This is a genomic window from Lacicoccus qingdaonensis, from assembly GCF_900101075.1.
Classification (GTDB): Bacteria; Bacillota; Bacilli; order Staphylococcales; family Salinicoccaceae; genus Lacicoccus; species Lacicoccus qingdaonensis.
The window spans coordinates 273489-297641 of record NZ_FNFY01000001.1 but is presented as its reverse complement, the minus strand read 5'-3'; the positions used below and the strand labels follow the sequence as shown (position 1 = coordinate 297641).

Below are 24153 nucleotides of genomic sequence, written 5' to 3'. Positions count from 1 at the left end.
TTAATCCTCCAGATAGTTTACTAGTTCATCAAGCTGAACGTTCTGTGTTTCACCGTTTTTCATATTTTTAAGTTCGACTTTGCCAGTTTCAAACTCCTGTTCGCCGAGCACGATTACAAACTGCGCTCTTTTTCTGTCCGCATCTTTCATCTGTGCTTTCAGTTTCCTCTGCTTGTAATCCATATCCGCACTGATGCCTGAGGTTCTCAGTTCATGCAATAAAGTACCCGCCTTATTGAATGAATTATCATCAAGCGTACAGACATAGAGGCCGATGCCTTCAGGCTGTTCCAATTCGATACCTTCAGCTTCGAGCGCCAGGAGCAGACGCTCAATGCTCATGCCGAAACCGATGCCGGTTTCTTTCGGTCCGTCAAGCAGTTCGAGCAGACCATTGTATCTGCCGCCGCCCGACAGCGTTGTAATCGCACCGAAGCCTTCTGCATCACTCATCAGCTCGAATGCTGTGTGGGTATAATAATCCAGTCCTCTGACGAGATTATAATCAACTTCGTAATCAATACCGATTTCAGTCAGTTTTTCTTTCACAGTTTCAAAATACTCTTTGGACTCATCATTTAAGAAGTTATAGATGACGGGTGCATTTTTAATCAGTTCATGGTCTCTGTCTTTTTTACAGTCGAGGATCCGCATAGGATTCGTATTGATTCTGTTTTGACAGTCTGAACAGAACTCATCAATACGTGGTCTGAAGTGTTCGACCAGCGCATCGTTATATGCTTTCCGGCTCTCATGGTCACCGATAGAATTAATGTAAAGTTTCAGGTTTTTCAAACCGAATGACTGGTATATATGCATCAGCATACTCAATACTTCCACGTCGATCAGAGGATTTTCGACACCGATTGCCTCGATGCCGAACTGCACAAACTGACGGTATCTGCCTTTCTGTCTTCTTTCATATCTGAACATCGGTTCTTTATAAAATACTTTTATAGGCTGGTTCACATCATGCTGCATTTTATTTTCAATGTAGCTTCTGACAACCGGTGCCGTCCCTTCAGGCCTTAAAGTCATACTGCGGCCGCCCTTGTCTTCAAAAGTATACATTTCCTTATTGACGATATCCGTTGAACCGCCGACACCTCTTTCAAACAATTCAGTCGCTTCGAAAATCGGTGTTCTCAATTCATGATAATTATAATTTGCCGCAATTTCTCTCAGTCTGTCTTCTATGATCTGCCATTTATAACTTTCCCCGGGCAGAATATCCTGTGTACCTCTTGGTATCTGAATCATAATATTCACTCCTTATAAAATAAAAAAAGCCCCTTATACCTGCTCGGTATAAGGGACGAAATCGTCGTGTTGCCACCCTAATTTGACTATTTCATCAAGAAATAATCCTTTAGCATGATAACGATTGCCACCGCCTGATATTATCAGGATCCTCTCCAAAGTGTCAGCAAATATATTTTAAAGGTGTTTACTTTCAGCAGCCGTAAACTCTCTGTGACCCGTTATGATATATTCTCTTTGGATAAATCAGATTTCATTCATATTCATTTTTATGATAGTCATTCCACTATTCAAAGTCAAGAGATTCAATTTAAATAGTTATAAATGCCTTCGGATATCGCCTGCGCCATCAAGTCCTGATACTCTTCTGACGACAGCATTCTGTCATCTATTTCGTTGCTCAAATAACCAAGTTCTATCAGAGTCGCCGGATAATCCAGCTGCCATGTGACCTGATAGTTGGACTGGTTCGTCCCGCGGTTGCGGAAATTGGAATATTTATCGAGCGCATCATTCATGGTCTCCGCGAATTCCTTCTGATTATCATAAGTATAGAAAGTGGTGAAGCCGGTAATCGAGGGGTCTTCCATGGCATCGCTGTGCAGGCTGATGAACAGATCGCCGTCAGCCTTCCGTTCATCCAGTGAGGCAAATTCATCCTGGCCTCTCGTAAACTCTACATTTGCCCCGTTACTCTCCAGAATGTCTGCAGTTTTTTCAGCAACGGAATAAACAATCTCCGCTTCCGTCTTACCCGACACACTCGGCGCCCCCGGATCTTTTCCGCCATGGCCCGGATCGATGACGATCGTTTCACCGTTAAAAGAGACTTCTGAACCCTGATCGAAGTCGATGACGATGGATTCCGTCTCTTCCTCTGGTTCATCACTGAAAATGTCTGTCTGGAATAGAAAATATAAAACTGAAACGATTAAGACAGCCATGGTCATGAAAAATAACGGGATCATATAAAATGATTTTCTATATTTTAAAAATTTCAATGTTGATTCGAATGCCTGTTTCATCCATCTTTTGAACATATTCATCAGATAACTTTTCCGTCCCTGGCTTCATAAATGATTGTAATCGGTCCGTCATTATTAATTTGTACATTCATATGCTCACCGAAGAAACCTTCTTTGACGGTTATACCGAAAGAACTGAGCACTTCGTTGAATTCTTTGTACAGCGCGAGTGCTTTCTCACTTTTTGCAGCTTGTATAAAACTCGGACGGTTCCCCTTTTTAGTATCAGCATACAGTGTAAACTGCGAAATGCTCAAAATTTCACCATTGACATCATTGATCGACAAGTTGATTTTGCCGTCTTTGTCTTCAAAATTCCTTGATTTGGCTATCTTTTCTGCCAGTTTTCTTGCATCTTCAGAAGTGGAGTCTTCACTTACCCCTACCAGCAATAAATAACCATGATTGATTTCATTGAACAAATCATTTTTTACAACTCTTGCATCGGAAACTTTCTGTAAAACGACTCTCATTTTTTCACCTCATTTAAATACGCGTTCCACACTGTATATATCCTTCAGTTGTTTAATCTTATCCACTATTCGATACAGATCCGTTGTATTCTGCACCATCACGGATATGTTGACTCTTGCATATTTATCTACATCACTCTTTGCATTCACATGAGTAATCGGGAATTTTGTACTTGCTATGACATTCAATATTTCATTGACAAGCCCCGTACGGTCAAAACCTTTGATTTCGACGTCTGCCTGGTATTTACGGTCTTTATTCTTATTCTTGACCCATTCCACGTCGATGATCCGTTCGGTTTCATTGACGATGTTCGGACAGTTCGATACATGAACTTTAACACCGTGGCCTTTTGTAATATATCCTGTAATATCATCACCCGGTATCGGGTTGCAGCATTTGGACAGGTTGATCAGCAGATTATCCATGCCTTCGACATAGACGCCGGATTCTGTCGATATCTCTTTATAATGGCGGCTCAGGTCGATTTCTTCAATATCGTTTGCTGTCGATCCCTCAGCTGCCTTGAATTTTTCCATCAGCCGGTTGGTAACCTGCTGGGCGGTCACACCGCCGAAACCGATCATGGCAAAAAGGTCATCCTCGTTATTCAGGTTATACCGGTCAAGGACGGGTTCGATGTATTTGTCTTTCAGTATATCGTCAGGTTTGTATTCGCGCTTTTTAATTTCCGCTTCTACACTGAACCGGCCTTTTTCGATATTGCTCGCCCTGTCCTGTTTTTTGAAAAATGATCTGATCTTATTTTTCGAGCTGCTCGATTTGACAAGTTTCAGCCAGTCGAGGCTCGGTCCGTACGACTGCTTGCTCGTTCTGATTTCCACAATATCCCCGGTCTCAAGATTATGGTCGATCGTCACAATTTTACCGTTCACTTTGGCACCGATCATATGGTTGCCGACTTCAGAGTGCACCTGATAGGCGAAATCAATCGGTACGGCACCTTTTGGCAGTTCTACAACATCGCCGTTCGGCGTAAACACGTATACTTTATCACTCAACAGGTCAGTTTTTAATGCTTCCATGAATTCTTCGGCATCCGGAGATGATGTTTCCTGATCCACCAGGTCTTTGAACCAGTTGATTCTCGAATCTTTGACTTTAACATCTTTGTTTTCTTTGTAAGCCCAGTGTGCAGCAACCCCATGCTCGGCAATTTCATGCATTTCATGCGTCCTGATCTGTATTTCAAGCGGGTCCCCCTGCGGCCCTACCACTGTCGTATGGAGCGATTGATACATATTCGGCTTCGGCATCGCAATATAGTCCTTAAATCGTCCCGGCAGCGGCTTCCAAATCGTGTGGATGACACCGAGGACGGCATAACAGTCCTTGATGTTATCCACGAGCACCCGGACCGCAAGCAGGTCGAAAATCTGGTCGAACTGCTTGCTCTGCTTTTTCATTTTCTTATATATGCTGTATATATGTTTCGGCCTGCCTGACAGCGAGCCCTCTATGCCCGTCTTACCCATTTCGGCCTCGATTTTGTCGATCGCTTCATTGATGACTTCTTCACGTTCGCTGCGCTTCTTTTTCATCATGCTGACAATCTTGAAATATTGTTTCGGTTCAATATACCGCAGCGCAGTGTCTTCAAGCTCCCATTTAATACTTGAAATACCGAGACGATGAGCGAGCGGTGCATAAATTTCCAATGTTTCAAGGGAGGTCCTGTACTGTTTTTCTTCCGGCATCGCTTTTAAAGTCCGCATATTATGCAGCCTGTCAGCAAGTTTGACAAGGATAACCCGGATATCTTTCGCAATCGCGACAAACAGCTTACGGTGATTTTCCGCCTGCTGCTCCTGCTGGGAGCGGTACTTCACCTTCTCAAGCTTCGTCACGCCGTCGACGATTATGGCCACTTCCTCGTTGAACATCTCCACAAGGTCATCGTGCGTATAAACCGTATCCTCTACAACGTCGTGCAGAAAGCCGGCAATGATCGTCGGTCCGTCCAGTTTCAGTTCAGCCAGAATACCTGCAACCTGGACTGGATGAAGTATGTAGGGCAATCCACTTTTTCTAAACTGTCCGTCATGTGCCTCGAATGCCAGACCGTATGCTTTTTTGATCATACTCAGATCATTGGCTGACAAATAAGCTTCACACATTTTGAACACATCATCTTTTGTATATGGATATTCTTTGCCCATCGGCTCACCACCTTCAACAATAAAATAGATAGATTTATCATACTACAATTTTTAAGACAAAGAAATGATACTACAAAAAAAGCCTGATTTAACAGACTTTCCTTAAGAATCATATGAGATTAATGATATGGTATCATAATCCATCAATTTCTCCATGCCATTCAGGTATTTCAGTTCGATCAAAAATGCAATCCCCACCACTATGCCGCCGAGTTCTTCGATCAGTTTGATCGTCGCGACGATCGTGCCGCCGGTAGCAAGCAGATCATCGGTGATCAGCACGCGCTGTCCCGGTTTGATCGCATCTTTGTGCATTGTCAGTATATTTGAACCGTACTCAAGATCGTATTCATACTTGATCACTTCACGCGGCAGCTTGCCGTCTTTTCTGACAGGTGCAAAACCTATGCCCATGCTGTAAGCAACTGGACAACCGATGATGAACCCGCGGGCTTCGGGTCCGACGATGACATCCGCTTCTTTTTCTCTCGCGAAGTCGACAATCTGATCCGTCGCATATTTATATGCTTCCCCGCTGTCCATTATCGTTGTAATATCTTTAAAGCTCACACCGTCTTTTGGCCAATTTGGTACTTCTGATACATAATCTTTAAGATTCATTATTTCCTCCATCATCTACGATTAACCTTTTAATGTAATTTTTCAATTCCTGATTTGAAGACATTTTAAGTTTTGATTCTGATTGTATTTTTTGTTCAATTGCCGATTTGACTTTTGAATTTTCAATATCGCCCGGAACAATTTCATCATCGGTGTCTTTCTTTATTATTATACCATTTTTCACTTCGATTTTCTCTAATTCTTCAAGTATATCCGTGATCATCTTAAGTGATTTCATACTGATATTAAAATGATCCGCCCATCTGACGGCATCTTCAATCAAATTAATCGTGCCGCTGTCGCGTTCACGGATCATCTGATAGAAACCGTCAATCAGATCAAAACCGGGCGCACCTGTAAAATAAAGTTCTTCTTTGTTGTTGAAAATCATGATGATTTTTGAGACATGGATATTATTCAATGATTCACCGAGCAGAGCGAGGGATTCAGGCAGATCCCTCAATACAAGCGTATCGATGGCAAACGGCAGTTTCTCTCCGTAATGATAATAGTTCCGGCCCCTTTTCTCTGCATCGTTTCTTATCACGAAGTAATCATCCACTGAAATCATCTTGAAGTTCTGATTTACTTTACTTCTCATATCCAGGATCTGGACGTTGGATATTTCTGCATCCTGAATGATCATCTGCAATGATTTTTTGGAATTGAACTCATTGATATTGACAGTCCCGACAAGGCTGATGGTATCACCTGGGGACACTTCATGGAACAGATGTCCGAAATTGAAGCCGATCGTATCTATGGATATATTTTCGAATGTGATCTTTATATGATTTCTGTCCTTGCCCACCTGCTTCAGGCTTTTTATACGGCCCTGACTGATCATGAAAATCGGACGGTTGAATGCCTGGCCGAAGGGTTTCAGGTTTTCGAAACGTTCAAATTCAGCAATCTTATATTCGTCTTTTTCCACCATCAGATCGATATATTTGACCGGTTTCAGCGATAATTCCTGATCTTTGAAATACTGCTCGATAGAGTGGCAGAAGTCAGCGATATGCTCTTTTGGTATTTCAACACCGAATGCCTGTGAATGTCCGCCGGCTTTCTTGACGAATGTATCATTGTCTTTGATGATCTTGAGAAAATCGAGACCGTCGATCGAACGTGCAGACCCTCTGTATGTATCACCATCAAGAGTCAGTATGACTGCCGGTTTGCCATATGTTTCATTCAGCCTTGATGCGACAATGCCGATGACACCCGGATGGTATTCATCACTGTAGACTATGATGACATCTTCACTTTCCTTATACTGCATGTCCGCGTCCTCAAATGTTTCCTGAACGAGCATTTTCCTCTCGCTGTTCAGCTGCTCGAGTTCCGATGCCAGCTCGAAGGCTTCCGATCTATCCGTTGTGAGCAGTAATTCGACAGCGATTGAAGCGTCCGCAATACGTCCTGAACTGTTCAATCTCGGAGCGATGCCGAAGCCGATCGTCTCCTCATCCACCAGACCGCTGTGTCCGGATACGGATAATAAAGTCTGTATGCCTGTTGAAGGATTCGAATTGATCTGTTTCAGTCCGTCAATGACGAGCCTTTTATTTTCATCGATGATACTGACGAGGTCTGCCACCGTTCCGATAGCGACAAGCCCGAGCATCCCATCATCTTCCAGCCCGAGTGCGCAGATCAGTTTGTAGGTGATTCCGACACCGGCCAGATATTTAAAAGGGTAGTCGCCGGCTTCATGCGCTGCATGTACGATGATGGCGTCCGGCAGTGTTTCTGAAAATTCATGGTGGTCGACGATGATGACATCTATGTCACGATCTCTTAAAAATGCAATCTCTTCCACTGCTGCAACGCCGTTGTCCACTGTAATCACCAGGTTGAATTGTCCCACAACCTGATCTTCAAACAGTTCGACATTCGGTCCGTAGCCGTGATCGATACGGTTCGGTATGAGGTAGTCCACATGCCCGCCCGCTTTGTTGAGTGCTGTATACAAAATGGCAGTGCTGGTGATGCCGTCTGCATCAAAGTCACCGTATATCAGGATACGTTCATCATTGCTCAGGGCATCCACGATTCTTTTCACTGCCCTGTCCATCTGATAGACCGCATGTGCATCGTACGTTTCAGTGTCGTACAGCTGCACAAGGTCTTCATCGGTGACATAGCCACGGTTTTCAAGTATGCGCTGCTCCAGATTATTGAGACGGTATTTATCAATCAGTTCCTGAGGCATGGCATTGTCAGTTTTACGGACTTTCCATTCATATTTAGACTTGAACATAACATAAACATCCTTTAAAAAATGCCCGGAAAATCCAGGCATTTTCAAATAATATTAAACTAATATCTTTTCATCATTTGTCTTCTCGTCTTCATATACGACCAGTTCGCCGCCATTTTTTCTAAGCTGGCGTTTCTTAAGTATGCCCCATAACTGGATGGCGATGAAGAATGAGGAGTATACCCCGCTTATCAGGCCGACCAAAAGACCGAGGCTGAAGCCGAATATCGCACTGCTGCCGAACAAGACAAGGAGCAGAACAACGATTACCACCGTCAGAACGGTGTTGATAGAGCGTGTGGCCGTCTGTCTGAGGGAACGGTTGATAATTAAATCTATCGTCTCCTCGCTCCTGATCACTTTGACCTTTCGGAGGTTTTCCCTGACCCTGTCGAGTGTCACAATCGTATCATTGATTGAATAACCGACAATGGTCAGCACCGCAGCGATGATTGTAATATCCACTTCTATCCTTAGAATGGAAAATACTGCAATCATGATAAATACATCGTGCATCAGCGCAAGTACTGCCGGCAGTGCCATACACCATTCGAACCGGATGGTCGCATAGGCGATGATGCCGATTGATGCGATCAGTAATGCAAGCGCCGCATTTTGGGCAAGTTCTTTTCCGATAACCGGGCTCACCGTACTGATCATTGGTGTTGCACCGTACATTTCATTGAATGTATCCTGCATCGTTGTGACCTCATCCTGGGCAAGGTCGGTAGTATATCTTGCAACGACAGTATTTTCACCCGACGTCGTAATGCTTTCCGGCGGAATGCCTAGCTCGTTCAGCGTATTCTCGACTTCATCGATATCCGCTTCATCGTTTGTTTCGATATCCGCACGCGTTCCACTGGTAAAGTCGACACCAAGGTTCAAATTGAATACTGCCAGTGCGCCTGCACCCAGTACCAGCAATGCAATACTGAAAGCAAAGAATTTCTTCGTATGTCTGACAAAATCAAAACGGTCCCACGGCGTCGTCAAGTCTTCTATGTCTTTTCCTTCACTCAGCTTGTACCTGTTTTTTTCTTTTATACCGAACAGCCCTAATTTATCGTTCAGGTATCCGGAATGGACAATGAGTCTCATCAGTACACGCGTCAGGAATACCGCTGTGACAAAACTCATCACGATAGACAGTATCAGCATCGTGGCGAAACCTTTGACACTGCTCGTACCGAATGCAAATAATACGAGTCCCGCAATCAATGTGGTGATGTTCGCATCGAGAATGGTCCATATTGAGTTTTGTGCCGCTTTTTTATAGGCCTTCTTGATGCTCCTGCCAATTCTGAGTTCATCTTTCAGCCGCTCATACAATATGATGTTCGCATCGACGGCCATACCGACCCCGAGAATCAATGCTGCAATACCCGGCAGGGTCAACACACCGTTGATCATGTTGAACCCGAAAACGGTCAAATATATATAGACGAATAAAGTCACAGTCGCAACAATACCCGGCAGTCTGTAAAAGGCGATCATATAGATGAATACCAGGGCGATGCCGAGTGCACCCGCAAAAATTGTTTCCTGCAGTGCCTGTTCACCAAACTGTGCACCGACTGAAGTTGAATATACTTCGGTCAGTTCGACCGGCAGAGAACCGGAGTTCAACAGTGATGCGATATTTTGTGCCCGCTCCACACCTTCCTGTCCTTCAAACCCGCCGGAGATCATCACTTCGCTGGAGTTGATCGGTTCACTCACGGTCGGTGCGGATACGAACTTAGGATTTTCTTTCTGTGCCTCTTCAGCGAATGAGTCTTCGCCTTCGACAAAATCCATCCAGATGACCATCAGGTTTTCACCCTGCGGCCTTTCGGATATCTCTTCAGTGACTTCCCTGAACTTCTCTGCACTTTGAAGCTCCAAAGTGACCATCGCATTATTGAATTCATCAAAATTCTGCGAGGCTCCGCCTTCCACGAGGTCCGATCCGGATAACAGGACATTATCCTCTACGTCACGTATTGTCAGTTCCGCCTGTGTACTCAGGAGTTCCCTCGCTTCCGTCTGGTCTTCCACACCTGCGAGCTGCACCCTGATCCTGTTGCCTTCCTCAATCTGAATATTCGGTTCCGACACACCGAGAACATTCACTCTCGAATCCAATGTACTGGCCGTACTGCTGACGGCAGTCTCATCAATTTCGTCGCCTTCGTTCAGCGGTTCTACTTCATATAAAACTTCAAAACCGCCCTGCAGGTCGAGCCCGAGATTGACATCTTCCCCGACATCTTCCGCCGTCATGGCGACAACAGTGACGAGCCCGATACTCACAGCTAAAGCAATGATTATGTAACTTAGTTTATTCCTCAAATGTGACACCTCTATTTTTCACAACTTAACGTTCTCATTATAACGTTAATAAGTTCAAATTAAAATATAAAAGTCGACAACTAGTGTCGACTTTGTGTTATCTAACAACTTCTTTTAATGCAACTCTTTCGAATTTAAGTACGGTGCCCTGGTCATCTGTAAGTATATACATGTGTTTCTGGTCAAATGACTCTACACGGCCGTGTACGCCACCGATAGTAATGACGTCGTCTCCTTTTTGAAGACCCGCCTGCATTTCCTGGACCTGTTTCTGTTTCTTCTGAGCCGGACGGATCATCAGGAAATACATTACCAGGATGATTGCAATAAAAGGTAATAATGGCATTAGAAATTCCATTCTTTCATAGACACTCCTCTAAAAGTTTTTCGGATTGTTTACATTCAATCCATATGAGTCGAAAAACGCTTCTTTAAAATCTAACAATCTGTCATTTAAAATCGCACTTCGAACATCTTCCATCAATTTTAACAGAAAATACAGGTTATGATAAGTAGTAAGTCTGAGCCCGAGTATTTCATTCGCTTTAATCAGATGGCGAAGATAGGCTTTACTGTAATTTTTACATGTATAACAGTCACAATTCGGATCAAGCGGTGTAAAATCCCGTTCGAACTTTTTGTTTTTAACGACTACTCTGCCCTGTGATGTCATCGTCGTGCCATTTCTTGCAATCCTCGTCGGCAGCACACAGTCAAACATGTCAACGCCGCGGATGACACCTTCAATGAGCGCGTCTGGTGAGCCGATGCCCATCAGGTAACGGGGTTTATTTTCAGGCAGTAAAGGAATTGTATGCTCAAGCATCCTGTACATTACCGGTTTCGGTTCACCGACAGAAAGACCGCCGATAGAATAACCCGGAAAATCCATGCTCACAAGATCTTTGGCACTCTGGGTGCGCAGATCTTCATATTCTCCGCCCTGAACGATGCCGAACAGTGCCTGGTGTTTGTCATGACCCTTTTTGATATGATGTTCGAGCCCTCTTTCAGCCCACCTCGAAGTTCTTTCGAGTGAATCTTTGACATAGTCGTATTCTGCAGGAATCGGCGGACATTCATCAAATGACATCATGATGTCAGAACCGAGGTCGTGCTGGATGTCCATGGCGCCTTCCGGACTTAAAAACAGTTTGGAACCGTCCAGATGACTTCTGAAATGAACACCTTCTTCCTTAATCTCACGCGAATCGCTCAGACTGAATACCTGAAACCCTCCGGAATCGGTTAAAATCGGCCTGTCCCAGTTCATGAACTTGTGAAGGCCGCCGGCTTCCCTGATGATATCATTGCCGGGACGGAGCCACAGATGATACGTGTTTGACAGAATGATCTGGCTGCCGATGTCTGCGAGCTCTTCGGGAGTCATCGACTTTACGGTTGCCAGCGTACCGACAGGCATGAATATCGGGGTATCGATCACACCGTGCGGCGTATGCAGTTTACCCAGACGTGCGCCGGTCTGTTTACATGTTTTGATATGTTCATAACGAATGGCCATCATCGGCACCTCCATGAATGATCATCGCATCTCCAAAGCTGAAGAAACGATATTGGTTATTAACAGCATGCTGATAAGCATTTAAGATCATCTCTCTGGAACTAAAAGCACTGACCAGCATGACGAGTGAGGATTTAGGCAGGTGGAAATTGGTGATGAGCACATCCACCGCTTTATATTCAAATCCGGGATAGATGAAAATATCCGTAAAACCGCTGGACGCTTTGAATGTATCATATTTACCCATGATGGTTTCAAGCGTTCTTGTACTCGTCGTTCCGACACTGATGATGTTCCTGCCGTTTTCCTTTGCAGCATTAAGCACTTCGGCAGCATCTGCAGACATCATATAGTACTCCGAATGCATCTTATGGTCCTCAATCGTTTCTGCACTGACGGGACGGAAAGTACCGAGACCCACATGCAGTGTGATCGTCACGATTTTTACGCCGGCACTGCTGATTTCATCCAGCAGTTCATTCGTAAAATGAAGACCGGCAGTCGGTGCAGCGGCAGATCCTGTTTCTTTCGCATATACTGTCTGGTACCTGTCTTTGTCTTCCAGTGTTTCTTTAATATACGGCGGCAGGGGCATCTCACCAAGCTCGTCCAGTACATTTTCAAGAATACCTTCATGATGCAGTTTCATATGACGGATGCCTTCATCGAAAATGCCGGTGCATTCGGCGATAAGCTCACCATTGCCGAAAACGACTCTCGTGCCTGTTTTCACCTTTTTTGCGGGGCGGATCAGCACTTCATATCCGTTTTCCACCGGTGTCAGTAGAAGCATCTCAATCTTTGCACCGGTATCTTCCTTGACGCCGTACAAACGGGCTGGCAGCACTTTAGTATCATTCAATACGAGGACGTCACCCTCTTTAAAATATTTTAAAATATCATTGAAAGTAGTATCTTCTATTTGACCGTCAGTCTTATCGAGAGCCAGCAGACGGCTGCTTGAGCGGTCTTTAAGCGGCGTCTGCGCAATCAGTTCTTCCGGTAAATCGAAATCAAATTCCTCAAGCTTCAAAATCATTCCTCATTTCCAAAACAGATCTACTTGCCGTTATCTTTAAAGTATTCATAACTCTTCCCAGTCGCCTTGCGTCCTCTCGGTGTACGCTCAAGGAAGCCCTGCTGGATCAGAAACGGTTCATATACATCAAGCAGAGTGACCACTTCCTCACCGATAGATACAGCCACTGTTTCGAGTCCGACCGGACCGCCGCCATATGTATCGATGATCGTATTCATAATACGGTGGTCTACTGGATCCAGTCCCATCGAGTCGACTTCCAGTACGCTGAGCGCGTGATTCGTCGTTTCCATTGAGATGGATTCTTCTTCCTTGACGATTGAAAAGTCCCTGACACGGCGGAGCAGCCTGTTGGCAATCCTCGGTGTCCCTCTTGACCGTTTCGCAAGCTCCACGGCGCTGTCCGGGTCAATTTCCACATTAAATATTTCAGAAGTTCTCTCAACAATAGTAATCAGACTGTCCACATCATAGTATTCCAGTCTCAACTGCACACCAAAGCGGTCACGGAGCGGTGCGCTCAGACTGCCGAAGCGCGTCGTCGCCCCCACCAGTGTGAACGGCGGCAGGTCGATCCGGATGCTTCTCGCTTCTTCACCTTTGCCGATAATGACGTCTATGAAGAAATCTTCCATCGCTGAATATAAAATCTCTTCAACAGCACGTGGAATTCTGTGAATTTCATCGATGAATAAAACATCTCCGGGCTCAAGACTCGATAATATCGCCGCGAGATCTCCCGCTCTTTCGATTGCCGGGCCGGAAGTGGAGCGGATATTGACTTCCATTTCATTCGCAATGATATTGGATAAAGTGGTCTTACCGAGACCCGGCGGACCGTGCAGTATGACATGATCCAGAGCCTCTTCCCGGATTTTGGCAGCCTGGATGAACACTGCCAGGTTGTTCTTCATCGCATCCTGGCCGATATACTGTTTTAAATATTCCGGTCTGAGTGACATTTCAACTTCCATGTCCTCATCCATCTGATGTTCATCTAAAATTCTGTCATCATGTTCTGACATAATAACACCTCTATTGAACTAATAATTTCAATCCTGATTTCACCGCTGCGTCAACGGATTCAAAACTTTCCGTCTGCAGTTTCTTATCCACTTTTGAAAGTTCCCTCTTGCTGTAGCCGAGTGCCTCCAGCGCAAGCAGTGCCTCTTTGACATAATCGTTATCCGATGTGGATACAGCCGTTCTGCCGCTTTCGACAAGCTTGCCTTTTAAATCCAGTATGATCTGGCTGGCAGTTTTTTTGCCAATGCCCGGAAACTTGCTCATGTAGGCATGATCTTCATTTTCGACTGCAGTGATCACTTCATCCGGAGTGCTTGCCGCCGATATGGCAAGCGCACTTTTCGGACCGATGCCCTTCACCCTGAGCAGGTTTTGAAACAGCTGCTTTTCTTCCATATTTTTAAAGCCGTATAAAGTATGGCTGTCTTCTCTGACGATCAGCTCTGTATATACTTTTAATTTACTGCCTTTATCTTTTTCGAAACGAAAAGGATTCGGGACATGAATAAGATAACCCACACCTGAAACATCGACTGTAATATTGTGCGGGGACACAGTTTCAATTGTACCTTCTATATATTGATACATTTCCTCACCTATTCTACAAAATCAAATTCTCCGCCAAGTATCCTTACAGTATCTCCTGTCTCGATACCTCTTTCCCGAAGGGCATCATCAATACCCATCGAGCGCATTTGACGGGCAAATCTCCTGACTGCTGCATCTCTGTTAAAGTCCGTCATCATGAATACTCTTTCGATTGTCGGCCCGCTGACAACATATGCACCGTCATCATCACGGCTGATCTTGAATGCATCCGGATCTTTTTCATGACGGTAGACTACACGTTCTTCCGTTTCATCAAGCTCGACTTCCGCTTCATCACTTTCATCCAGGATATCCGCCACTTTATAGAGCAGCGGCTGCAGATTATCACTCGTCGCTGCAGAAACGGAAAAGATTTCCTTGTCTTCCCCGATTTCCTGTCTGAACAGGTCGATGACTTCCGTATCCTCAAGCAAATCCGTCTTGTTCAGGACGATGACTTCAGGACGTTCAAGCAGCGCCGGGTTATATTCACCGAGCTCCTGCCTGATCGTATGGTAGTCTTCGACAGCGTCACGGCCTTCGGACTCGCTGATATCCACAACGTGAACAATCACCTTTGTCCTTTCCACGTGTCTCAGGAACTGATGACCGAGTCCCGACCCTTCTGCTGCACCTTCAATCAGGCCCGGCAGATCAGCCATGACAAATGAACGGCCGTCACCGGACTGGACCACACCCAGATTGGGTGAAATCGTTGTAAAATGGTATGCACCGATTTTAGGTTTTGCTCTCGATACACTGTTCAATATGGTTGACTTGCCGACACTCGGGAAACCGACCAGACCGACGTCTGCCATCAATTTCAATTCCAGTGTCACTTCAAATTCTTCTCCCGGTTCACCGTTTTCCGCAAGGTCCGGTGCAGGGTTTCTGCTGGACGCAAAACGCGAGTTGCCCCGGCCGCCGCGGCCGCCTTTAGCAACGACAGCCTGCTGGCCGTGCGTCGTCAGATCCGCCATTGTTTCATCATCTTCCACTTTTTTTATTACAGTGCCCGGAGGCACTTTCAAAATGAGCGGTTCACTGTTTTTGCCGTGCATGTTTGAACTCATGCCGTTTTCGCCGCGCTTTGCTTTGAAATGACGCTGATAACGGAAATCCAGCAGTGTTCTCAGTCCTTCATCCACTTCGAAAATAATGCTTGCCCCGTCACCGCCGTCACCGCCTGCCGGTCCGCCCATCGGAACATACTTCTCTCTTCTGTACGCGACAAGCCCATTGCCGCCGTCACCTGATTTCAAAAATATTTTGACCTGATCTACGAACATATTTTCACCTCAATTACTTTAATATTATATCACTGATATAAAGACTATGTATCAATTTATCATCCTGGAACCCCTGCAAAATAAAAAGCACCAGCAGTAGCTGATGCTTTTAGTAACAAAATTATTTTGCTTCCTGATAAACAGAAACACGTTTTTTGTCTCGACCAAAACGTTCATATTTAACTACGCCGTCAATTTTTGCAAATAATGTATCATCGCCACCGCGACCTACATTTTCACCCGGATGAATTTTAGTACCGCGCTGACGGAATAAAATTGATCCACCTGAAACGTATTGACCATCCTGTCTCTTCGCACCTAAACGTTTTGACTCTGAGTCACGGCCGTTTCTTGTTGACCCGACCCCTTTTTTCGATGCGAAAAACTGTAAGTTTAACTTTAGCATGTTACTCACCTCACATATATTCTATTCTTATATAGTCGTTATATTCTTCTTCAATAGTTTTTAATGAAATGATCATTGCTTCCAAAAGCGTCTGCAGCTTCTCATCATTTGGATTTTCAACACTGAACTGTAAGTATCCGCCGTCATCATCCAATTTTATATCAGGATCTGCATCCGTCATGGAGATGATGGCATTGACGTTTCCAAAAACGACTGCCGAAGCTCCGGCACAAACAATGTCTTTCCCATATTCATCAAAGTCCGCATGACCGCTCATGTTGAAAGAAACAACCCGGCCATCATCATTTTCATGAATATTCACTTTAATCATTAAGCTTCAATCTTTTCAATTGTCAATTTTGTATAAGGCTGACGATGACCTTGTGTACGCTGGTAGTTCTTTCTGCGTTTGAATTTGACAACCCTGATTTTCTTGCCGCGTCCGTGTTTTTCAACTTTCGCAGAAACTGTTGCGCCTTCAACTGTCGGTGCGCCGACTTTAACGCTGTCTCCACCAACTAAAAGTACTTTGTCAAAAGTAAAATTCGCGCCTTCTTCTGCTTCTATCTTTTCGACAAAAATAGTCTGGCCTTCTTCCACTTTAACCTGCTTACCGCCTGTTTCGATGATTGCAAACATACTTACACCTCCTGATTTTAATTAAGACACGCCATCCATAGGTGGAACAAGTCACTTTGACCTATGATTGTGCGGTTGATGTCTGATAAATCATCAACTTCTAGATTATAGCAATCAGCAGGCTTTAAGTCAATGTTTTGACAGGAAGTTTTTACGTACTTTCGAACTCTTCAAAGTGAGGACGAACACAAGTACAAAAAGCAGTGCGTTGACAATCAGGCTCGGAACCGATCTGAGCGCCAGATAATCGAACACCGGCATATTCACCAGGCCGAGAATGCCGTAGATGATGTATATGTACGCATCATAAAGAAATGTCAGTGACAGGACGACAAAAGCCATCGCGACAAAGTCTTTATAAAATACCCTGAACGCAGTGTGCATGAAAAATACGAAAGCGACCATGCCAAAAGTATGCACACCGTAAACAAGACCGCTGTATACATCAATCAGTATACCGAAGACGATCGCTATGAAACTGCTGATCGAAGGATTGACGTAGATCGATAAAAGAAGTATATACATCAGAAGTAATTTAGGGACCGTATAAACTGTCAATCCGCTGATCTCAAAAGGACTGAATTCTGCAAATAAAAAATCGCCGTACATCAACAGAAGGGACGTAATGAATATCACTATGATCCTCATATCAATCTCCCATTGATTCCGGGTCCCGTTCCAGGACGAAAACGACATCGATCTCAGATGGATCACTCGCCAACTGGATATAGGCATTTTGACTCAGCCCGTGCTCATCATTTTCAACTTCCATGACTTCGCCGACAATCAGCCCTTCCGGAAAATCGCCTACAAGACCGCTTGTAAACACTTCATCCCCGGCTTCCACCTTGGCATTATTCTTTATATTATCTATGACAAGCAGTCCCCTTTCACTGTCATAGTGATCGATTGCCCCATACACCGCTTCATCCGCGTGCTGAATCTCAACCGAAAGATTGTTTTGAGAGACATTCGTCGTAATCATCTCAACAAAACTGGAATTGCCGTTGACACGTTTGACCATGCCGGCAAGACCTTCCGGTGTCATGACCGCCATACCTTCCTGTATGCCGTCATTTTCACCTTTATCGATCGTGAAATTGTTCAGCCACTGATCCTGGGAGCGGGAAATCACCCTTGAATTGATGGTGTCATATTCTCTTTTCGAACTGACTTCAAGCGCATCCCTGAGCTTCTCATTTTCCGCTTCAAGCCGCTCAATATCCGAGTACATCTGAGGTACCATTTCAAGCTGGGTCTTCAATGCTTCATTTTCATTCGAAGCCCCGAAAAGTCCTGTAAAGTTGCTGAAAATATTGGATACAAATTGAACCGGTGCACCGATGATGGACTGGGAAGCCGCAACAGTGTCGCCTGTAAATTGTTCGGCTTTGGTCGTCGATTCCCTGTCCGTCATCGAAAAGCCGATAAATAATATCAATATGATGATCCCGAATAAAATGATCAGCATTTTGTTTCTGTTAAAAAGTTTATTCACTGAGCACGCCTCCAGTAAACTGTGTATATAAAAGAATACCATATATCAATATGGTTAAGAAATATATTTATAGCGGATTTTTTACATAAAAGAGGGGCCGGATTCACCGGCCCCTGTTAAAAAGATAATAATATAATATATGATATCTAGAACGAGAGTTCTATCAAAAGGTTTTGTTAACTAAACAAGTGACCTTGTTATGTCAATGTCATTATACTTATATGTTAACCATTAAATTGACACGAATCAAGGTCATTTCCGGATATTTAGTGAACATATTACACCATCTATGCGTGGCGCATATTCCTATCCATCACCTGCATTTTAAACATCTCGGCATAAATACCATTCATATCCATCAGACTCTGATGATTCCCCTGTTCCATTATATTTCCTTCTTCCAGAATGATGATCTGATCCGCATGCTGGATGGTGGATAATCTGTGTGCGATGATGAATGTCGTACGTTTTCTGCTGACCACTTTCATCGCGTTCTGGATCATCTGCTCTGTTTCACTGTCCACATTACTCGTCGCTTCATCCAGCACAAGCACTTTCGGATCGAATGCCAGAGCCCTGGCAAAAGAAATCAGCTGGCGCTCTCCAAGTGACAACGTCGCCCCTCTTTCAGGCAGCCATGCATCCATCCCCCTGTCCAGTTTTTCCATCAGCTCTCTTCCGCCGACTTCGAGAAGTGCCGCTCTTGCCGCCTCACGTGAAATATCTTCATTGTTGAGGCGGATATTGTATAGTAGTGTGCCTGCATAGATGAACGGGTCCTGGAGTACTATCGATACATGTTTCCTTAATTCTTTTTTATTGATATGCTTCGTATCCTTTCCGGAAAACAAAACCCGTCCTTCTGTCGGATCATAGAAGCGCATGAGAAGATTGATGATCGAACTTTTCCCTGAGCCGGTATGTCCGACGAGAGCAATCGTTTCTCCCCGGCCAACACTGAGATCGATCTCTTTCAATACGAGATGCCCCTCTTTATAGAAGAAAGAGACATTCCTGAAATCGATATCTCCGTCAAAATCATCCAGAGTGCCCTTATCTTCAATTTCTTCCTCTTCATCGATCATCTCGAATACTTTAACTGACGCAACACGTGCCTGTTCAAATATTTCGATCTGACCGACGATTTCATAAAGCGGATTGAAAAAACGGGTGATATAGTCCACCAGTAAGTACATAGTCCCCACTGTCAGGGCTTCTGACGGACTTAAAAACGCCAGTGAAAATACGATGACCATGAGTGCGAAGACGAAAGACTGCATGACGCCTGCCAGATTGTCTCCGGACAAGCCGTTCAGTTTCACCAGTTTCGTGGCACTGTCCGTATATTCGTCATTCAGATCCTTGAATTCACTTTCAATCTGTTTTTCCCTGTTGAACACCTGGATCGTTGTCATGCCGTTGATCGATTCACTGATTGCTGCGTTCATATCGCTGTTCCTTTCACGCTTCATATGGTTGTAGTCATTCGAATATTTACGATAGACGATGATCCACAGTAAGATGATCGGCACAAAAATCAGCATGATGATGCCCGCATATATATTTACGATGAAAATTGCAAGTGTTATGGCCATCATCGTCAGACCGTTCACCAGAAACATCGGCAGCACATACGTAAAAAATTCAAGCATCGATTCGGTGTCATTGGTTATTCTGGCAACGACTTTGCCGGCAGGCAGATTATCAAAATACTTCACCGGCAGTTTCTGAATATGTTCAAACACCTGATGACGTATACTTTGAACGACTTTTGCCCCTGTCGACTGCAGAATAATCTGCGCAAAATATGCGACAATCGCATGGAACAGTTTGATAAGAGCATATATAATCAGCAGACGGATGACTGCTTCAACATTGATGTTGCCTTCCCCAAGACGGATGTGATCATCGAGGACTGTCATGATGATCAGCGGGCCAAGAAGTTCAAAGAACACCATCAGGACCATCATTATGCTTCCTCCGATGAACCACCACTTATAATTGAGCGAGTATTTCAACAATCTTTTAATCTCAGTCATTTTCTTCACCGCCGGTCTCATAATACTGATTCTGTCTTCTATACCAGCCATCACTCTTAACCAGTTCATCATGGCTGCCCGTCTCAGCGATTCTGCCGTCTTCAAGCACGACAATCACATCCGCATGTCTGACAGCAGACAGTCGATGTGTCACTATGATGGTTGTTTTCTCTTTTCGTTCCCTTTTGATATTATCGATGATCTGCTGTTCCGTTTTCGCATCAACGGCACTGAGCGCATCATCAAATATCAGTATTTCCGGGTCTTTGATCAGACTTCTGGCTATGGATATACGCTGCTTCTGCCCGCCGCTCAGTGCAACACCTTTTTCTCCCACCATGGTCTGAAGTCCCTTCTGCATAAGAGCAAGATCCGAATCAAGTGCACTGACTTCTATCGCCCGGTCCAGCTCATCATCCGATGCGCCTGGATTACCGAATAATATATTGTCTTTGACGGTTCTTGAAAACAGGATATTTTCCTGTGATACATAACCGATTCTCTGTCGCAGTTCTTTTTTATTCAGCCGGGTGATGTTGATGCCGTCTATGATCAGACTGCCCGTTCCTGCAGGATACATTTTTAGGAGCTGTCTGATCAGCGTCGTTTTGCCGCTGCCGGTTTTACCGACAATTCCCAAAGTGTCACCCGCTTTGAGATGGATGGTAACCCCGTCCAGATTTTGACGGCTGCTGGCGGGATAGCTGAAGGACACATGCTCAAAGTCTATTTCACTCGACTCCACAATGCTGTCGCCAGTATCAACGACATCATCTTCGGTCTGAAGCACTTCTTCAACCCGGTTCAGTGAAGCATTGCCCCGCTGCATGATATTGAACAGCATGCCCATTGCAAACATCGGCCAGATGAGCATATTCAAGTAGATATTGAAAGTGACGACTTCCCCGACGGTCATTTCGCCTTCATTCACCAAAACTGCGCCATAACCGAATGCAATGATGAAACTTAAGGAAACGACAAAGATCGTCAGAGGCTGGAATAATGCATCCAGCTTTTCCACTTTCATGAACCTGTCCAGATAATCCTTTGTCTTTCCCTTGAAACTTGCTGCTTCCGCCTCTTCCTGCACGTAACTCCGCGTCAGCCTCACCCCTTCAACCACTTCGAGTGCTGCATCATTCATTACACCGAATGATTTCTGGCTCTCAGTATGACGTTTACTGATCATACGTCCAAGATAAACTTCAATGATGATCAGAAGCGGCAATGGCAGCAGTGCATAAAATGTCAGTTCCAGATTGATGGTAAACGCCATGACGAGAATGATCGTCAGTAGAAAAGTGCTCGCATCGAGCAGGGTGATCAGTCCGAAACCCATCGCCCTGTTGATACTCCGCATATCATTGGTCGCCTTTGCCATCAGATCACCTGTCTTATTACGTTCATAAAAGCTTGGTGACAACGTTAGAAACTTCTGCATCAGTCTCATCCTCAAGATGCTTTCGATATCGTATGCACTGCCGAAGAGCATATAAAACCATGAGTACAGCAGCAGATAAGTGCTGATGATGACCGCTATGAATAACAAAAATATGAGCCACATGGTACCGATCGTCATGTCACCGGTGTTGATCAGGTCGATTGTACGGCCGATCAGCTGAGGCGGAATCACTTCCATGAAATTCGAAATTACAGCCAATACTACAATGAGTAAATATTTCATTTTATGTTCTGAAAAATACCATTTTAATTTGTAAATAAAATCAATCATGATTAACCAACTTTCTTATGTTGAATAAATTTTGCAATAAAAAGTGCACACCATTTTTGTGCGCACTTAAAATAAGGCATAAAAATAGGGGGGCATACGCCTCCCCTTTTGTATGTATATGGATTGGTCATCATTGATTAATGTGTTTAAAAACAACCATAAAGGGAGGCACTATTCGATTCTTTGTTGTGTGATTTCACTGCAATGATTTTATGCATAGCTTTTGTCCTCCTTGTGTTTGATGTTTTCAGTATATTTCATAAGAAGTAATATTTCAATATAATTTTAAAATTCCATAGGATTTTTTAAGATTGTCTGCACATATCCATGAATGAATCGTCGGACAGAGGTTTTCATTCCTTCACTTTGTCTTTATGGTATTCTTTCTCTTCCCTGTTGCTGCTGAACACCTTCTGCGTCGGATAATGTGCTTTCATGAATGAACCACCGCTCACGTCCTTCACGGAATGCACGACCGTAAATGCACCCTCATCCACCTCGTTGATCAATTTTTTCAAATAAAATACCTGCTGCTTCGGCACAGCGACATAAATCATATGTTCAATATTGCCGCTGCCTTCATCCTTACTTTCCAATATTGAAGTATGGGCATTTAAATTCTTCCGGAGAGAAGCTGAAATTTCCTCACTCTCTTCTGAAAATATATGAACAACCTTTTTAGATTCAAAACCTTCAAGTACATAGTCGGTCACTTTTTTTCCGATAAACAGCGCAACGACAGTATATAAAATCATAACCGGTCCGATAACAAATACACCGCCGGCGACGACCAATGCATCGAGCACAAAATTTGTACCTGTGAGTTCCCAGCCAAATTTATAATTCAACACTTTTGCGATGGTGGAAGTACCGCCAATCGTACTCCCTGAAAGGAATATGAATCCAAAACCGATGCCGGTCAGGACACCCGCATATACTGCTGCAAGCAAAGGGTCACCCAGTTCTGATCCCGCACCTTCCAGGATGAATAAGAAAAACGAGAAAAGCGGGATGGCAACAATCGATTTAATGATCATGGATTTCGGCAAATACCTGTATCCAATGGAAAGTACCAGAACGTTCGCTATGAAAGTGACTATGGCCGGCGACCATCCCAGCCCAAAGTATAAAAGCAGGGATAAACCAGGGATACCGCCTTCTGCCAGTGAGTTCGGCATCGCGAATATGGCGACGGAAAAAGCAAAGGAGAATACGCCGATTATCATATATAAATAGTTTTTCATACCACACATCCTTTAAAACATATCATCATCCATGCTTATATTAGCGGTCTGGGTTATTACCGTCAATGTTAGTGTATAAGTGCCCAATATTTTATATTTTTATAAAAATTTTGATTGCGTATTTTATATAAACCTAGTATTTTTAATAGAATCATATTATATGAAATTTAAAGGATGTGTGACCATGTATAAAAAAATATTAGTACCATACGATTTTGGCAACTCTTTCATCAACGTACCTGAACAATTGAAAAAGCTTACCGGCGACAACCAGCATCATATGATCACGATTTTCAACATCATTTCCGAAGGTGAACACGCCAACAGCGTCAGATATGACGGCAAACATTTCGATACGCTCGTTGAAGAAAAGAAAGAATTCATGAGACCTTTCACCGATCATCTTGAGGAACTGGGATTAAACTACCAGGTACAGTTTGAATCAGGGCTGATCATGAAAACACTTTTGAAAGAAATAAAAAATAACGATTATGATGTCGTCGTCATGAGCAACAAACGCTCTAAAAGAGACATCAAGCATGTACTCGGCCATGTAACTCATAAAATCGCAAAACGTGTCAACACACCTGTAGTCATCGTTAAATAAATATATCACCACTTATAATATGCCTTTTGACTTAATGACAAAAGGCATTAAATATTTGCGATATTTAATTATAGGGATACCGCCTTTCAATCTATTCCTTTAATATTTCAACGGTGAAATATAATCAGCAATGGGAGTGAATCTACAATGTGGCTCAATATCATACTGATCATTTTAGCTGTAGAAGGCATCTTCCTGTTCTTCTATGGACTGCAAAAACAATCCCAGCTCTTTTTCTTTCTGGGAATCACCTCATTCTTCATACCCGTTGTTTACTTTATAAACGGTTTTACATTTATGCCGCTCGTACCTGTTTTGGCACTGATCATCACTTACATAGCAAAAAGAAAAATCACCCTCTCATAAA

General features: G+C 43.9%; 23 protein-coding genes and 1 other annotated feature. Of the genes, 2 read left to right on the top strand and 21 right to left on the bottom strand.

Annotation, left to right across the window (positions count from 1 at the left end; all coding sequences use genetic code 11):
• From hisS to BLR15_RS01325, 21 genes are all read right to left on the bottom strand, one after another.
• Positions 1-1260 (bottom strand): histidine--tRNA ligase, encoded by a 1260-nt coding sequence (hisS, locus tag BLR15_RS01425; RefSeq protein WP_092983917.1) that lies wholly within the window; start codon positions 1258-1260, stop codon positions 1-3.
• Between the two features lie 305 nt (positions 1261-1565).
• Positions 1566-2306, bottom strand: a complete 741-nt coding sequence (locus tag BLR15_RS01420) for an N-acetylmuramoyl-L-alanine amidase family protein (RefSeq protein ID WP_092983915.1) — start codon at positions 2304-2306, stop codon at positions 1566-1568.
• The gene (gene dtd, locus BLR15_RS01415; RefSeq protein WP_092983913.1) at positions 2306-2758 is read right to left on the bottom strand and encodes a D-aminoacyl-tRNA deacylase; all 453 of its coding nucleotides are present in this window, start codon (positions 2756-2758) and stop codon (positions 2306-2308) included. The genes BLR15_RS01420 and dtd overlap by 1 nt, the downstream gene beginning before the upstream one ends.
• 9 nt (positions 2759-2767) lie before the next feature.
• The gene (locus tag BLR15_RS01410) at positions 2768-4939 is read right to left on the bottom strand and encodes a RelA/SpoT family protein (protein ID WP_092983911.1); all 2172 of its coding nucleotides are present in this window, start codon (positions 4937-4939) and stop codon (positions 2768-2770) included.
• A 102-nt stretch (positions 4940-5041) separates the two neighbouring features.
• Positions 5042-5560, bottom strand: a complete 519-nt coding sequence (locus BLR15_RS01405; protein WP_092983909.1) for an adenine phosphoribosyltransferase — start codon at positions 5558-5560, stop codon at positions 5042-5044.
• Positions 5550-7823 (bottom strand): single-stranded-DNA-specific exonuclease RecJ, encoded by a 2274-nt coding sequence (gene recJ, locus BLR15_RS01400; protein ID WP_092983907.1) that lies wholly within the window; start codon positions 7821-7823, stop codon positions 5550-5552. The genes BLR15_RS01405 and recJ overlap by 11 nt, the downstream gene beginning before the upstream one ends.
• Before the next feature lie 54 nt (positions 7824-7877).
• Positions 7878-10157: a protein translocase subunit SecDF gene (secDF, locus tag BLR15_RS01395; protein ID WP_092983905.1), complete on the bottom strand. Its 2280-nt coding sequence runs from the start codon at positions 10155-10157 to the stop codon at positions 7878-7880.
• Between the two features lie 97 nt (positions 10158-10254).
• Complete coding sequence (yajC, locus tag BLR15_RS01390; RefSeq protein WP_052256491.1) at positions 10255-10515, bottom strand: preprotein translocase subunit YajC; 261 nt, start codon at positions 10513-10515, stop codon at positions 10255-10257.
• 18 nt (positions 10516-10533) lie between these two features.
• Positions 10534-11682, bottom strand: a complete 1149-nt coding sequence (tgt, locus tag BLR15_RS01385) for a tRNA guanosine(34) transglycosylase Tgt (protein WP_092983903.1) — start codon at positions 11680-11682, stop codon at positions 10534-10536.
• Positions 11663-12712, bottom strand: coding sequence for a tRNA preQ1(34) S-adenosylmethionine ribosyltransferase-isomerase QueA (queA, locus tag BLR15_RS01380; protein WP_092983976.1), 1050 nt, complete (start codon positions 12710-12712; stop codon positions 11663-11665). Before queA ends, tgt begins: the two co-directional genes overlap by 20 nt.
• A gap of 26 nt (positions 12713-12738) precedes the next feature.
• Positions 12739-13743 (bottom strand): Holliday junction branch migration DNA helicase RuvB, encoded by a 1005-nt coding sequence (gene ruvB / locus BLR15_RS01375; protein WP_092983901.1) that lies wholly within the window; start codon positions 13741-13743, stop codon positions 12739-12741.
• A 10-nt stretch (positions 13744-13753) separates the two neighbouring features.
• The gene (gene ruvA, locus BLR15_RS01370; protein WP_092983899.1) at positions 13754-14332 is read right to left on the bottom strand and encodes a Holliday junction branch migration protein RuvA; all 579 of its coding nucleotides are present in this window, start codon (positions 14330-14332) and stop codon (positions 13754-13756) included.
• Between the two features lie 8 nt (positions 14333-14340).
• Entirely contained in the window at positions 14341-15621 is a 1281-nt protein-coding gene (obgE, locus tag BLR15_RS01365; RefSeq protein ID WP_092983897.1) for a GTPase ObgE, read from the bottom strand.
• Positions 15622-15742: 121 nt separating this feature from the next.
• On the bottom strand, positions 15743-16027 hold the full coding sequence (gene rpmA / locus BLR15_RS01360; protein ID WP_052256496.1) for a 50S ribosomal protein L27: 285 nt from the start codon (positions 16025-16027) through the stop codon (positions 15743-15745).
• Between the two features lie 10 nt (positions 16028-16037).
• Complete coding sequence (locus BLR15_RS01355; protein ID WP_092983895.1) at positions 16038-16358, bottom strand: ribosomal-processing cysteine protease Prp; 321 nt, start codon at positions 16356-16358, stop codon at positions 16038-16040.
• The gene (rplU, locus tag BLR15_RS01350; RefSeq protein ID WP_092983893.1) at positions 16358-16666 is read right to left on the bottom strand and encodes a 50S ribosomal protein L21; all 309 of its coding nucleotides are present in this window, start codon (positions 16664-16666) and stop codon (positions 16358-16360) included. Before rplU ends, BLR15_RS01355 begins: the two co-directional genes overlap by 1 nt.
• A gap of 14 nt (positions 16667-16680) precedes the next feature.
• Positions 16681-16753 (bottom strand) — a sequence feature (ribosomal protein L21 leader region).
• A 42-nt stretch (positions 16754-16795) separates the two neighbouring features.
• Positions 16796-17314: a rod shape-determining protein MreD gene (gene mreD / locus BLR15_RS01345; protein ID WP_092983891.1), complete on the bottom strand. Its 519-nt coding sequence runs from the start codon at positions 17312-17314 to the stop codon at positions 16796-16798.
• Between the two features lies 1 nt (position 17315).
• Positions 17316-18164 (bottom strand): rod shape-determining protein MreC, encoded by an 849-nt coding sequence (gene mreC, locus BLR15_RS01340; protein ID WP_092983889.1) that lies wholly within the window; start codon positions 18162-18164, stop codon positions 17316-17318.
• Between the two features lie 287 nt (positions 18165-18451).
• Positions 18452-20275, bottom strand: a complete 1824-nt coding sequence (locus tag BLR15_RS01335) for an ABC transporter ATP-binding protein (RefSeq protein WP_245696456.1) — start codon at positions 20273-20275, stop codon at positions 18452-18454.
• On the bottom strand, positions 20196-21935 hold the full coding sequence (locus BLR15_RS01330) for an ABC transporter ATP-binding protein (RefSeq protein ID WP_092983885.1): 1740 nt from the start codon (positions 21933-21935) through the stop codon (positions 20196-20198). The genes BLR15_RS01335 and BLR15_RS01330 overlap by 80 nt, the downstream gene beginning before the upstream one ends.
• 353 nt (positions 21936-22288) lie before the next feature.
• Positions 22289-23179, bottom strand: coding sequence for a YitT family protein (locus tag BLR15_RS01325; protein ID WP_092983883.1), 891 nt, complete (start codon positions 23177-23179; stop codon positions 22289-22291).
• Between the two features lie 184 nt (positions 23180-23363).
• On the opposite strand from BLR15_RS01325, the gene BLR15_RS01320 reads away from it, so the two are divergent.
• Together BLR15_RS01320 and BLR15_RS01315 are read left to right on the top strand one after the other, a co-directional pair.
• Positions 23364-23786, top strand: a complete 423-nt coding sequence (locus BLR15_RS01320; protein WP_092983881.1) for a universal stress protein — start codon at positions 23364-23366, stop codon at positions 23784-23786.
• A 147-nt stretch (positions 23787-23933) separates the two neighbouring features.
• Positions 23934-24152, top strand: a complete 219-nt coding sequence (locus BLR15_RS01315; RefSeq protein ID WP_092983879.1) for a hypothetical protein — start codon at positions 23934-23936, stop codon at positions 24150-24152.
• Position 24153 lies beyond the last annotated feature (1 nt).

What these genes read in the sequence shown, in the direction of transcription:
- yajC (WP_052256491.1), bottom strand. Translation starts at nt 10,515, where the DNA reads ATGGAATTTCTAATGCCATTATTACCTTTTATTGCAATCATCCTGGTA.
- BLR15_RS01405 (WP_092983909.1), bottom strand. Translation starts at nt 5,560, where the DNA reads ATGAATCTTAAAGATTATGTATCAGAAGTACCAAATTGGCCAAAAGAC.
- tgt (WP_092983903.1), bottom strand. Translation starts at nt 11,682, where the DNA reads ATGATGGCCATTCGTTATGAACATATCAAAACATGTAAACAGACCGGC.
- ruvB (WP_092983901.1), bottom strand. Translation starts at nt 13,743, where the DNA reads ATGTCAGAACATGATGACAGAATTTTAGATGAACATCAGATGGATGAG.
- BLR15_RS01320 (WP_092983881.1), top strand. Translation starts at nt 23,364, where the DNA reads ATGTATAAAAAAATATTAGTACCATACGATTTTGGCAACTCTTTCATC.
- BLR15_RS01355 (WP_092983895.1), bottom strand. Translation starts at nt 16,358, where the DNA reads ATGATTAAAGTGAATATTCATGAAAATGATGATGGCCGGGTTGTTTCT.
- BLR15_RS01330 (WP_092983885.1), bottom strand. Translation starts at nt 21,935, where the DNA reads ATGATTGATTTTATTTACAAATTAAAATGGTATTTTTCAGAACATAAA.
- recJ (WP_092983907.1), bottom strand. Translation starts at nt 7,823, where the DNA reads ATGTTCAAGTCTAAATATGAATGGAAAGTCCGTAAAACTGACAATGCC.
- mreD (WP_092983891.1), bottom strand. Translation starts at nt 17,314, where the DNA reads ATGAGGATCATAGTGATATTCATTACGTCCCTTCTGTTGATGTACGGC.
- ruvA (WP_092983899.1), bottom strand. Translation starts at nt 14,332, where the DNA reads ATGTATCAATATATAGAAGGTACAATTGAAACTGTGTCCCCGCACAAT.
- BLR15_RS01335 (WP_245696456.1), bottom strand. Translation starts at nt 20,275, where the DNA reads ATGATGAACTGGTTAAGAGTGATGGCTGGTATAGAAGACAGAATCAGT.
- BLR15_RS01410 (WP_092983911.1), bottom strand. Translation starts at nt 4,939, where the DNA reads ATGGGCAAAGAATATCCATATACAAAAGATGATGTGTTCAAAATGTGT.
- obgE (WP_092983897.1), bottom strand. Translation starts at nt 15,621, where the DNA reads ATGTTCGTAGATCAGGTCAAAATATTTTTGAAATCAGGTGACGGCGGC.
- BLR15_RS01325 (WP_092983883.1), bottom strand. Translation starts at nt 23,179, where the DNA reads ATGAAAAACTATTTATATATGATAATCGGCGTATTCTCCTTTGCTTTT.
- hisS (WP_092983917.1), bottom strand. Translation starts at nt 1,260, where the DNA reads ATGATTCAGATACCAAGAGGTACACAGGATATTCTGCCCGGGGAAAGT.
- BLR15_RS01420 (WP_092983915.1), bottom strand. Translation starts at nt 2,306, where the DNA reads ATGAATATGTTCAAAAGATGGATGAAACAGGCATTCGAATCAACATTG.
- rpmA (WP_052256496.1), bottom strand. Translation starts at nt 16,027, where the DNA reads ATGCTAAAGTTAAACTTACAGTTTTTCGCATCGAAAAAAGGGGTCGGG.
- dtd (WP_092983913.1), bottom strand. Translation starts at nt 2,758, where the DNA reads ATGAGAGTCGTTTTACAGAAAGTTTCCGATGCAAGAGTTGTAAAAAAT.
- BLR15_RS01315 (WP_092983879.1), top strand. Translation starts at nt 23,934, where the DNA reads ATGTGGCTCAATATCATACTGATCATTTTAGCTGTAGAAGGCATCTTC.
- rplU (WP_092983893.1), bottom strand. Translation starts at nt 16,666, where the DNA reads ATGTTTGCAATCATCGAAACAGGCGGTAAGCAGGTTAAAGTGGAAGAA.